Origin of the sequence: Pseudescherichia sp., from assembly GCF_031998825.1 — a bacterium.
In the GTDB taxonomy this organism is placed as follows: domain Bacteria; phylum Pseudomonadota; class Gammaproteobacteria; order Enterobacterales; family Enterobacteriaceae; genus Pseudescherichia.
Window position 1 is genome coordinate 146,939 of sequence record NZ_DAMACX010000004.1, and the last position, 11,408, is coordinate 158,346.

An 11,408-nucleotide genomic window follows, 5' to 3' on the forward strand; every position below is an offset into this window, starting at 1 on the left:
GAATTTGCCAACAACGCTAATGCAAATGGTAATAATTTGCAATATCATTCGCAGCGTTAATGATGGCGCTCCCTGCTCTGCTGGCAGGGATCACAAACAGGCAAGGGAACAGGTTAAAATGCTTAAAAATAATAAGATAATGCAGACGTGGTTACTGAGTTTAGCGGCGGCGGGGGCGGCGACGCCTGCGCTCGCCAACGAGGAAACATTGGTAGTGACAACGGGTGCGGCAGAGGATCCCACCGCGCCGCTGAAAGGGATGGTAGCGACCAAAACGCTGTCGGCAACCAAAACCGCCGCCGAGCTGGTGAAGACCCCCCAGTCGGTATCGGTGATCACCCGCGATCAGATGCAGGCCCTGGACGTCACCTCGGTCTCGCAGGCGCTGCGCTACTCCGCAGGGGTCTTTACCGAGTATCGTGGCTCCTCAAACCGTAACGATGAGGTATTTGTGCGAGGCTTCAGCTACGTGCCGAAATTCCTCGACGGCCTGAGCTTCGGGGCAACCGCTTCGTCGCAGACCGGCACGGTCGATCCCTGGCTGCTGGAGCGTGTCGAGCTGGTACGCGGCCCGGCCTCGGTGCTCTTCGGCCAGGTCAACCCAGGCGGCCTGATCGGCATGACCAGCAAGCGCCCCACCAGCGAAGCGATCCATCGCGTTCAGTTCCGCACCGGTAACGATGAGCTGGCAGAGGGAGCGTTCGATTTCGGCGGCCAGCTGAGCGATGATGGTCGCCTGCTCTACCGCCTGAACGGTATCGCCCGCACCCAGCACAGCCAGGTCAAAGACTATAAAGAGGAGCGCGTGGCCATTGCTCCGGCCCTGACCTGGTACCCCAACGACCAGACGCGCTTTACGCTGCTCACCAGCTATCAGAAGGATCCTGACGCGGGCTATCGCAACTTCCTGCCCGCCTACGGCACGGTGCGGAGCGCTAACGGCCAGCACATTCCGCTGGACTTCAACGTCAGCGATCCGAACTATAACCAGTCCTGGCGCGAGCAGACGATGGTGGGCTATGAGTTCGAGCATCAGTTCGATGACGTCTTTACCTTCCGCCAGAATGCGCGCTACGCCACTATCAAGCAGAAGTATCGCTACCTCGTTTATGCCTCCAGCGCGCCGAACAGTACGCTGCTGACCCGTCGCGCCCAGCATGAGGAGCGCCAAACCGACGAGTTCGGTATCGATAACCAGCTGGAGGCGCAGTTTACCACCGCAGAGGTGAACCATACCCTGCTTGGCGGCCTGGATTACAAATCCAGCCGGGACGATCAGAGTCTGCAGCGCGGCATGGGTGCGCAGTACAACCTGAACTGGCTAAATCCGGTCTATGGTATTAACGTCGATGAGAGCACCTTCAGCACCGCCAGCGACGAGCAGCAGGATCTGGATCAGATGGGTCTCTATCTACAGGATCAGCTGAGCTGGAACAACTGGGAGCTGCTGCTCTCCGGCCGCTACGACTGGGATGAGGTGCGCACCAGCGACTTCACCTCCGATGCTGGCACCGTGCAGCAGAACGATAATAAGTTCACCTGGCGTACCGGGCTGCTCTACGCCTTTGATTTCGGCCTCTCGCCCTATATCAGCTACAGCACCTCGTTTGAGCCAAACCTGCAAACTAACCGCGCGCCGGGCCTGGCCCCGTTCAACCCCACCACCGGCAAGCAGACCGAGGTGGGCGTGAAGTATCAGCCGGTGGAGAGCACCCTGATGACGCTGGCGGTCTACGATCTCAAGCAGAGCAACGTCCCGACCTACAACAGCTCGCTGGGCTGGTTTGAAAATGCCGGAGAAGTGCGCTCGAAGGGGGTTGAGACGGAGATCCACTCGACTCTGTTTGATAGTCTGAACCTGATTGGCTCTTATACCTATACCGACGCGGAGACCGCCAGCACCACCGTGGCCGGTACCCAAGGGAAAACCCCGGCGCGGATCCCAACCCATATGGCCTCGGCCTTCGCCAGCTACACGCTGCCGTCCGGCCCGCTCAAAAGCCTCACCGCAGGCGTTGGCATGCGCTATCTCGGCACCAGCTACGGCGACGCACGCAACACCTTTAAGGTTCCGGCGGTGGATCTCTACGATGCCATGCTGAGCTACGATCTGGGCGAGGCGAGCAGCAGCCTGAAAGGCGCTACGGTGCAGCTTAACGTCAATAACGTGGCGGATACCAAATACGTGGCGTCATGCGCCAGCGACAGCGCCTGCTTCTGGGGGATTGGACGTACCGCCACCGCCACGGTCAGCTACGCCTGGTAATGGCTTAACGGTGCCCGGCAGCGCAAACCTGCCGGGCCAACAGAAGCTTAATGCCGCGCCTGGCCGTGGTTCTCCTTGCGGTAGGCCCCCGGCGGCTGGTTAAAGGTGCGGGTAAAAATGCGCGTAAAGGTCTGCTGGGAATCAAAGCCGTACTTAACGCAGATATCAAACACCTTCTGATCGGTATCACGCAGCTCCTGGGCCGCCAGCCGCAGCTTACGTTCGCGGATGTAGCGCCCCAGGCTCTCACCTTTGTATTGCATAAACAGCCGCTGAAGATGCCATTTGGAGTAGCCCGCGTGACGCGCAATCTCTTCAATGCGCAGCGGCTGATGCAAATTATCGTCTATCCATTCGACAATCGTATCGATAACCTGAGCGGAAATGGTCATACGTGGTTCCTCTCTGCTCTCTAAGCGCTGAAACTTGATTATGAGTGAGTAAGCACTCATTATAGAAAGAGGCAGAAAGTCGTCAAGATGATTTTCGATCTTTGACACAGGCCGTTGCGGAGCGGCAGATGTCATGTTTCAATCAGGGTTTAACAGCGTGTGAGGTAAAGTGTAGTGGCTCGTCCGAAGAGTGAAGATAAAAAACAGGCGTTACTGGAAGCGGCAACCGAAGCGTTTGCCCAGTCGGGGATCACCGCCTCCACCGCCCTGATAGCCCGTAACGCGGGCGTTGCGGAAGGCACCCTCTTTCGCTACTTCGCCACCAAAGACGACCTGCTTAATGCGGTCTATCTCGCGCTGAAAACCGATCTCTGTCACGCCATGCTCGACGGCCTCGATCGCTCCGTCAGCGAAGCCAAAGCGCTAACTCGCTATATCTGGAACAGCTATATCGACTGGGGCATTCTGCACCCCGTCGGCCACCGGGCGATCCGTCAGCTGGCGGTATCGGGCAAGATCACCTGCGCCACCCAGCAAAATGTGGATGAGCTATTCCCGGATCTGCATACCCTTTGCCGTCGGTCGGTACTGCCGATTTTTCTCACCGAGGCCTTCCACGCCTTTGGCGATGCGCTGTTCCTCTCCCTTGCCGAAACCACCATTGAGTTCGCCAGCCGCGAACCCGAGAAGGCGGACGATTTCAAAGCCCACGGCTTCGAGGCGATGTGGCGCGCCCTGGCGGACAGCAGCGGCAGCTAAAGCGCACGTTTTTCACTTATTTTTTCTTCGCTGAGTCTGTAGGCTACAGCGCAGCCCAACTTATCCCAAAAATTATCAGGAGCATTTATGGATATCGTTTCCATCGCCTTGCAGCGCTACTCAACCAAGGCTTTTGACGCCAGCAAAAAACTGACCGCCGACGAAGCGGAGAAGATCAAAACCCTGCTGCGCTATAGCCCGTCGAGCACCAACTCCCAGCCGTGGCACTTTATCGTTGCCAGCAGCGAAGAGGGCAAAGCGCGGGTAGCAAAATCTGCAGCGGGCGGCTACTCATTCAACGAACGCAAAATGCTGGATGCCTCCCACGTCGTGGTGTTCTGCGCGAAAACCGCGATGGATGACGGCTGGCTGGAGAAGGTGGTGGATCAGGAAGACGCCGACGGCCGCTTTGCCACCCCGGAAGCAAAAGCCGCTAACCACAAGGGCCGCACCTTCTTCGCCGATCTGCACCGTAAGGATCGCCAGGATGACCATGAGTGGATGGCGCGTCAGGTCTACCTGAACGTCGGTAACTTCCTGCTGGGCGTGGGTGCGATGGGCCTCGATGCGGTACCGATTGAAGGTTTTGATGCCGACGTGCTGGACGCCGAGTTCGGCCTGAAAGAGCAAGGCTTCACCAGCCTGGTGGTCGTGCCGGTTGGCCACCACAGCGTGGAAGATTTCAACAAAGCACTGCCAAAATCCCGCCTGCCAGAAGAGACCGTGGTCACTGAGATCTAATTAGATTTCAGCCTACTACCCGGCGGCGCTGCGCTTGCACGGGCCTACAGATTTACGTTTTTTGTAGGCTGGGCAAGCGTAGCGCCGCCCGGCATGAGCGATAACTCCTCGTTACAACCTTGCCAGCATCTGCTCGCCCGCTTCATCGACCGGCAAATAGACCAGCAGACGCGAACCGTTACGCGGCGCGGAGTACCAGTACATCTGCTGGAGCTGGAATTCACCCAGGTCAGGGTGGCGGAAGGTTTTAATCTGGTTCTCGACGCCGCGCACCTCATAGCGCTGGTGCCAGAGCGCCTCAAACTCCTCGGAGGCGGCAAAAAAGCGCGCTAGCTTGTTCTCCCACGCCGCTTCGCCGCGGTGCTCAGCCATCGCCGCACGGAAATAGGAGACAAAGGTCGGCAGCACGTCCCGGTTTGCCAGGCGGCTACGCCAGCCCGGATGGGTCAAATAGAGATAAATACAGTTGCGATCGTCTTCCGGCAGCGTCGCAAAATCGACGCCCATCAGCCGACAGAAGGCGTCGTTCCACGCCACGATATCGAAATTGGGTTTCTGAATGCTGGCCGGCTGCGGCAACAGGCTGTCCAGCATCCGTCGCGTGCCGGGACTGATCCCCTCGCACGGCGTAACGTTGGCCGACTCCACCGGCGGCAGGCCCGCCAGCAGAAACAGATGCCGCGTCTCCAGCGGGCTGCACTGTAGCGCATCGGCCACCGCCTGCATCACCACCGCTGATGGATTCACCTCCCTGCCCTGCTCAAGCCAGGTATACCAGGTCACGCCGACGTCAGCCAGCATCGCGACCTCCTCCCGGCGCAGGCCCGGCGTGCGCCGCCGTCCGCTGCGCGGGAGTCCCAGCCGCTGCGGATCCAGACTCTCCCGTCGCGCCCGCAGAAAAGCGCCCAGCTGTTTACGGCGATCGTCCTGGCGTATCTGCGCGACGTCCAGCTCGCTGTGGCTCATCAGGCTCATGGTCTCTCCAGCCTCTCTTCAGCATAGTAGTGTCAGTACCAGTATAATCAGGAACTGGTACCCGTTTATTCAATCAGCGATGCTACGTCCATTCGCTGAATGACGCAATGGAGCTACCATGAAAACGTCACCTGTTTCACCCGGCCGCGCGGGACTCGTTCTGCTGCTGACCGGCCAGATGCTGCCCCTGATCGACACCTCGATCACTAACGTCGCCCTCGACTCAATTACCGCGTCGCTGCACGCCAGCGCCACCCAGCTGGAGCTTATCGTCGCCCTGTATGGCGTGGCCTTTGCCGTCTGTCTGGCGATGGGCAGCAAGCTGGGGGATAACTTCGGTCGTCGCCGTCTGTTTATGTGGGGCGTGGCGGTGTTTAGCTTCGCCTCCCTGCTGTGCGGTATGGCCAACTCGATTACCGCCCTGCTGGCGGCTCGCACTTTGCAGGGGGCTGGGGCGGCGCTGATCGTCCCGCAGATCCTCGCCACCCTGCACGTCACCCTGAAAGGCACGGCTCACGCACGGGCTATCAGCCTCTACGGCGGCATTGGCGGTATCGCGTTTATTGTCGGGCAGATGTGCGGTGGCTGGCTGGTCTCGGCGGATATTGCCGGGCTGGGCTGGCGTAACGCCTTTTTCATCAACGTGCCGATTGGCCTGCTGGTGCTGGCCTTCAGCCATCGCTACGTGCCGGAAACCCGTCGTGATACGCATTCGCCCATCGACTGGCAGGGCACATTTATCCTTGCCCTGATCCTCTGCTGCCTGCTGTTTCCCATGGCGCTGGGGCCGGAGCTGCACTGGCCGTGGTCAATGCGGCTGATGCTGCTGGCGACGCTTCCGCTGCTGTTATGGATGCGGGCCAGCGCGCTGGGCAAGCAGCGGCGCGGCGAGCATCCGCTGCTGCCGCCGCGGCTTTTGCAGCTCGCCAGCATTCGCTTCGGGATGGTGATCGCCCTGCTGTTCTTTAGCGCATGGTCCGGGTTTATGTTCTGCATGGCGCTGACCATGCAATCGGGTCTGGGAATGGCCCCGTGGCAGTCAGGCAATAGTTTTATTGCCCTCGGCGTGGCCTACTTCCTCTCGGCGATGTACGCCCCGAAGCTGATTGCCCGCCATAGCATGGGACGGATCCTGCTCTCCGGGCTCGCGGTACAGATTGGCGGCCTGCTGCTGCTGATGGAAACGTTCCACTATTACGGCCAGACCACCACGGCTCTAACGCTAGTGCCGTCTACGGCCCTGATTGGCTACGGCCAGGCGCTGATCGTCAACTGCTTTTACCGGGTGGGAATGCGTGATATCACCGCTAATGATGCCGGGGCGGGCAGCGCCCTGCTCAGCACCCTCCAGCAGGCGACGCTAGGCCTTGGCCCGGCGATATTTGGCTCGCTGCTGTTAGTCCTGGTGCGTCACCATCACGGCAGCTATCCCGAGGCAATTATCGGTTTCCTCGGCGTTGAGGCGCTGATGATGCTGCTGCTGGCGGCGATTGCCATTGGTCTGCGCCACCATCTGAACCGCAGCCCAGCTATCGTCACATCATAGTCTTAGGCGCTGGCGCGTTCAATAAAGCGCCAGTCCATCATTACCCGCTCCGCCGGGGTATCGGGGTTGTCGATTTTGTTCAGCAGCAGCGCTACCGCCTTACGGCCAATCTGCAGGGAGGGTTGCGCCACGGTGCTGAGCTGGGGCGAAACCATCTCCGCTAGCGGCGTGCCGTCAAAGCCCACCACGGCGATGTCGTCCGGCATCGTCAGCCCCGCCTGGGCTATCGCCAGCAGTGCGCCAGCGGCCAGGGTATCGGAGACGGCAAACACCGCATCCGGACGCTCATCGGCACGCAGCAGCGTCTCCATCGCCGCCCTGCCCGCGTTAAAGCTCAGCTCGCTGGCGTACTCCACCGCCGTCCAGCTGCGGCCGTTTTGCTCCAGCACGCTTTTATAACCCCGCTCGCGCAGGCGGGCATATTTATAGCTCAGGTCGTGGTTAATCAGCGCAATCCGCTGGCGGCCCCGGTTGATCAGATGCTGAATCACAAACTGAGAGGCATCAATATCGTTAATGCCGACGCAGGAGACGCTCCCCTCATCGGCATACTCGGCGCACTGAACCCAGGGTGCCTGACCAATCATGGTCGTCAGCTCCGGCAGCTTAGAGAAGGCATCCATGGTAATGATCCCATCGACAATTTTCCCTGACAGCAGGGTCAGCGCCGAGCGGGAGCGCGCCATGTCCGAGCCGGTATTGCACAGCAGAATGCGGTAGCCATTTCTCTCCGCCTCCTCCTCAATACCTTTCACCACCTCGGCGCAGAACGGGTTAGCGATGTTCGATACCAGCACGAGGATCATATAGCTCCGGGCGGTGCGCAGCTGGCGGGCCAGCAGGTTAGGCTGGTAGTTGCTCTCTTCAATCGCCGCCAGCACGCGCTCGCGGTTGTGTGGCTTCACAGACCCGCTGTGGTTGATGACTCGGGAGACCGTCGCTACCGACACTCCTGCCAGGCGAGCAATTTTTTGAATTGACATAACGACGACACATCCTGCGGTTAACGCTTATTACAGCAGGCTACCATAAAACCGCTGTCCGGCGAACCGGCAGCGGCTTAGCGGGCCACCCGCACCCAGCGCTGCTGCTGATGGCTTTTTATGATGGCATCAATAATAAACATCACGTCGGCACCATCATAAAAAGAGGCAAACGAACAGGAGTTAGCCTCCGGCATCGTTCCGGCCCGCACCGCCTGGTAGAAGTTGGCCATCATGTTCTTAAAGGCGTCGGGCCAGCCCTCAATATGCCCGCCGGGAAAGTGTGCGCTACCGGCGACGTCGGGCATCATCAGCCCTGGATCGTCAGTGAGGATCTCGTTGGGGCGCTGGCGGTGCCCAATCCACAGTTGCTGGGGGATCTCCTGGTTCCAGCCCAGCGAACAGCTGCTGCCGTTGACCTCAAAGCTGAGGCGGTTTTTCCGCCCCGCGCTGACCTGGGAGACGCTAAAGCAGCCTTTGCTGCCGTCGGCAAAGCGCACCAGCACCGAGCCGCCGTCTTCGGTAGTAACCGGGCGATCCTCATACTGCGCCTCATTTCCGCCTGCGCTGAAGGTCGCCCCGCCCTCCAGCCGCGCCTTGCGGGTCGGCCAGACGATCGCCAGATCGGCCATCACCTCGACAATTCTTTGCCCGGTGACAAACTGCAACGTATCGCACCAGTGCGAGCCGATATCGGCGACCGCCCGCGACGCACCGCCCAGCGTGGCATCCACTCGCCAGTTGTAGTCCGTCTCCAGCAGCATCCAGTCCTGAAGGTAGCTGCCGTAAACCGAGAAGAGCCGCCCGAGCCTGCCGTGGCGTTGCAGACTCGCCGCCTGCTGGACCATGGCAAACTGGCGATAGACGAAGCTGACGCCGTGCACCACGCCTGCCTGCTCGGCCAGCGCCACCAGCTCCGTGGCCTCCTCGGGCGTCATGCAGAGCGGCTTCTCTGAGAAGACGTGCTTACCGGCGCGTAAAATTCGCCTGTTAATATCGGCATGAAGATGGTTTGGGGTACAGTTATGCACCACATCGATGCCGGGATGGGCCAGCATGGCGTCGATGTCCCCAAAGGCAAAGGGCACGTTGAGCGCAGCGGCCTTCTGCTGCGCCGATTCAAGAGAGCGATCGCAGAGCGCCACGACCTGCACATCCCCCAGTCGGCGCAGGGCTTCAGTGTGCGCCGGGCCAATAAACCCGCTGCCAACAATACCTACGCCGATCATGATGCATCTCCTAATCCCAGCATGGCCCGTACGCTGGCCCGGTCACCGCCGCCTGCGGCAAAATCATCAAACGCCCGATCGGCCACCGGGATGATATGGCGGCGAATAAACTCGCTGCCCTCGCGTGCGCCGGCGTCGCCCTGTTTCAGACAGCACTCCCACTCCAGCACCGCCCAGCCGTCGTAGCCGTACTGCGTCAGCTTGCTAAAGATCGCTCCGAAGTCAATCTGCCCGTCCCCCGGCGAGCGGAAACGCCCGGCACGATCCACCCATGGCTGATAGCCGCCGTAGACGCCGCTGCGCCCGTTGATACGGAACTCCGCATCCTTAACGTGGAAGGCTTTAATGCGGGCGTGATAGATGTCGATAAAAGCCAGGTAATCTATCTGCTGGAGCAGAAGATGGCTGGGATCGTAGAGAATATTGCAGCGAGGATGGTTATCCACGGCGGCAAGGAAGCGCTCGAAGGTCACCCCGTCGTGTAGATCTTCTCCCGGATGGATCTCAAAGCAGAGATCGACCCCGCAGCGATCGAAACGATCCAGAATAGGCCGCCAGCGGCGAGCCAGCTCGGCGAAGGCCTCGTCGAGCAGCAGGGCATTGTGCGGCGGCCACGGGTAGAAGTAGGGCCACGCCAGCGCCCCGGAGAAGGTAGCGTGGCTGCGCAGGCCCAGCTTTTGTGAAGCCACGGCGGCCTGGCTCACCTTCTCTACCGCCCACGCCTGGCGCGCGGTGGGGTTGCCCCGCAGATGCTCGGGTGCAAAGTTATCGAAGGCGGCGTCGTAGGCTGGGTGCACGGCCACCAGTTGGCCCTCAAGATGCGTTGACAGCTCGCTAATCACCAGCCCGTAGGTCGCCAGCGTGCCGTTGATCTCATCGCAGTAGGTCTGGCTCAGCGCGGCCAGCTCTAAATCGAAAATATGCCGATGGTTGCAGGGAATTTGCAGCGCCTTGTAGCCCAGTCGCGCTGCCCACTCCGCCAACCCCTCCAGGGTGTTAAAGGGTGCCTCTTCTCCGATAAACTGCGACAGAAAAATCCCCGGTCCCTGAACTGTTTTCATACTACCCTCCACCATTAAGCCCGCTCGTTGTCGTCATATTTGAATGTAAACAGGAATACCAGCGCGATAGCGGCAGCGGCGACGGCCGGGATCCACCAGAAGGTGACCCACGCCTGGGGTACAGCCTGCCCGGCAACCAGCCGGTTATAGAGTGCACCGGAGATCTGCGAGCCGAGCAGCATCCCGATGCCGTAGGTGAACATGACGATCATGCTTTGCGCCTGGCCTTTGACCTTTGCCCCGGCCACGCGGTCGGTATAGATAAAGCCTACGACAAAGAAGAAGTCGTAGCAGATGCCGTGCAGTAAAATACCGAGATAGAGCAGGAAGCGTGTCTCTTCGCTCACCCCGAGCGCGAAGAATGCATAGCGCACGAACCAGGCAAACATACCGATCAGCAGCATGTACTTCACGCCGAGGCGGCGGAAAAGCAGCGGGATGACCAGCATAAAGACAATTTCGGACATCTGGCCGAAGGACATGGCGGTGCTGACGTCCCCTACCCCGGCATCCGCCAGGTACGAGGCGGTGTAGGCGTAGTAGGTGCCGAGCGGCACGGAGATGAGCATGGCGCAGAGCGAGAAGACAAAGAAGTGGCGTGTTTTTAACAGGGCGAAGGCATCGGCGCAGAAGAGATCGCGTACCGCCACCGGCAGCCCTTTGGCGGGCGCAGGGGTATGCGGCAGCGTCAGACTATAGAGCGCCAGCAGCACCGAACAGGCCGCCGCCACCATAAAGATATTGACGCTCGCCGCAATGCCGGTGACGCCGATAAATATCCCCGCCACGATCCAGCCGATGGTGCCAAACACGCGCACTACCGGGAAGGTCTTATCGACGTTTGCCAGACTATGGAAGGCGATGTTGTTGGTGAGCGCCAGGGTTGGCATATAGCAGAGCGTATAGCCAAACAGCAGACCAATCAGCAGCGCGCCGTTTTGGGCAATCAGCGCCTGCGGAACAAACCAGAGAATGGCCGCCCCGGCGAGGTGCATCACCGCCATCACCTTCTGCGAGGCGAAGAAGCGATCCACCAGCATTCCCAGCACAAACGGCGAGAGAATCGAGGCGATCGGCCCGGCTGAAAAGGCGTCGCCAATCAGCAGAGCCATATTGTGCTGGGTCATCACAAGGCCCAGCGTGACGGACCAGCTTCCCCAGATAAAGAACTGGAGAAACATCATCAGGGACAGTCTTGGCACGAGCAGTCGGTGTTGCACCTGCCCCTTAGCGCTACTTTCGGTTGTTGACACCATTTTATCGCCTCACCTGTGAAAAGTAATCGATTACAAAACGCGGTCAATAGAAAAGTAATCGATTACAAAACAGTTTGCCTGTGGGTTAGATGAGATCTGGGAGAGGGGTCACGATAAATAATATCCAGAACGCCGGGTGGCGCTATCGCTTACCCGGCCTACAACGGCAAACCGTGCACTGTGTAGGCCCGGCAAGCGGA

Annotated in this window: 10 protein-coding genes; 4 read left to right on the forward strand and 6 right to left on the reverse strand. The window is 59.8% G+C overall.

Annotation, left to right across the window (positions count from 1 at the left end; genetic code table 11):
• Window positions 1–118 precede the first annotated feature (118 nt).
• Window positions 119–2,266: a TonB-dependent siderophore receptor gene (locus RTP97_RS03460; RefSeq protein ID WP_312410939.1), complete on the forward strand. Its 2,148-nt coding sequence runs from the start codon at window positions 119–121 to the stop codon at window positions 2,264–2,266.
• Window positions 2,267–2,313: 47 nt separating this feature from the next.
• On the opposite strand, the gene RTP97_RS03465 is transcribed toward RTP97_RS03460, so the two are convergent.
• Window positions 2,314–2,658, reverse strand: a complete 345-nt coding sequence (locus RTP97_RS03465; RefSeq protein ID WP_312211355.1) for a RamA family antibiotic efflux transcriptional regulator — start codon at window positions 2,656–2,658, stop codon at window positions 2,314–2,316.
• Between the two features lie 174 nt (window positions 2,659–2,832).
• Between RTP97_RS03465 and RTP97_RS03470 the strand changes: the two genes are divergently transcribed.
• Both RTP97_RS03470 and nfsB read left to right on the forward strand, forming a co-directional pair.
• The gene (locus RTP97_RS03470; protein ID WP_312410941.1) at window positions 2,833–3,417 is read left to right on the forward strand and encodes a TetR/AcrR family transcriptional regulator; all 585 of its coding nucleotides are present in this window, start codon (window positions 2,833–2,835) and stop codon (window positions 3,415–3,417) included.
• Window positions 3,418–3,504: 87 nt separating this feature from the next.
• Entirely contained in the window at window positions 3,505–4,158 is a 654-nt protein-coding gene (gene nfsB, locus RTP97_RS03475) for an oxygen-insensitive NAD(P)H nitroreductase (protein WP_312410943.1), read from the forward strand.
• Window positions 4,159–4,269: 111 nt separating this feature from the next.
• Here nfsB and RTP97_RS03480 read toward each other — a convergent pair whose 3' ends face one another.
• Window positions 4,270–5,124: a helix-turn-helix transcriptional regulator gene (locus RTP97_RS03480; protein ID WP_312410962.1), complete on the reverse strand. Its 855-nt coding sequence runs from the start codon at window positions 5,122–5,124 to the stop codon at window positions 4,270–4,272.
• 127 nt (window positions 5,125–5,251) lie between these two features.
• Here RTP97_RS03480 and RTP97_RS03485 point away from each other — a divergent pair, with 127 nt between their 5' ends.
• Window positions 5,252–6,679: an MFS transporter gene (locus RTP97_RS03485; protein WP_312410945.1), complete on the forward strand. Its 1,428-nt coding sequence runs from the start codon at window positions 5,252–5,254 to the stop codon at window positions 6,677–6,679.
• Between the two features lie 2 nt (window positions 6,680–6,681).
• Here the strand turns inward: RTP97_RS03485 and RTP97_RS03490 are convergent, their stop codons facing one another.
• The 4 genes from RTP97_RS03490 to RTP97_RS03505 form a co-directional block, all read right to left on the reverse strand.
• The gene (locus RTP97_RS03490) at window positions 6,682–7,662 is read right to left on the reverse strand and encodes a LacI family DNA-binding transcriptional regulator (protein ID WP_312410948.1); all 981 of its coding nucleotides are present in this window, start codon (window positions 7,660–7,662) and stop codon (window positions 6,682–6,684) included.
• 77 nt (window positions 7,663–7,739) lie between these two features.
• Window positions 7,740–8,891, reverse strand: coding sequence for a Gfo/Idh/MocA family oxidoreductase (locus RTP97_RS03495; protein WP_312410951.1), 1,152 nt, complete (start codon window positions 8,889–8,891; stop codon window positions 7,740–7,742).
• The gene (locus RTP97_RS03500) at window positions 8,888–9,952 is read right to left on the reverse strand and encodes a sugar phosphate isomerase/epimerase (RefSeq protein ID WP_312410954.1); all 1,065 of its coding nucleotides are present in this window, start codon (window positions 9,950–9,952) and stop codon (window positions 8,888–8,890) included. The genes RTP97_RS03495 and RTP97_RS03500 overlap by 4 nt, the downstream gene beginning before the upstream one ends.
• A 14-nt stretch (window positions 9,953–9,966) precedes the next feature.
• Window positions 9,967–11,208, reverse strand: coding sequence for an MFS transporter (locus tag RTP97_RS03505; protein WP_312410956.1), 1,242 nt, complete (start codon window positions 11,206–11,208; stop codon window positions 9,967–9,969).
• Window positions 11,209–11,408 lie beyond the last annotated feature (200 nt).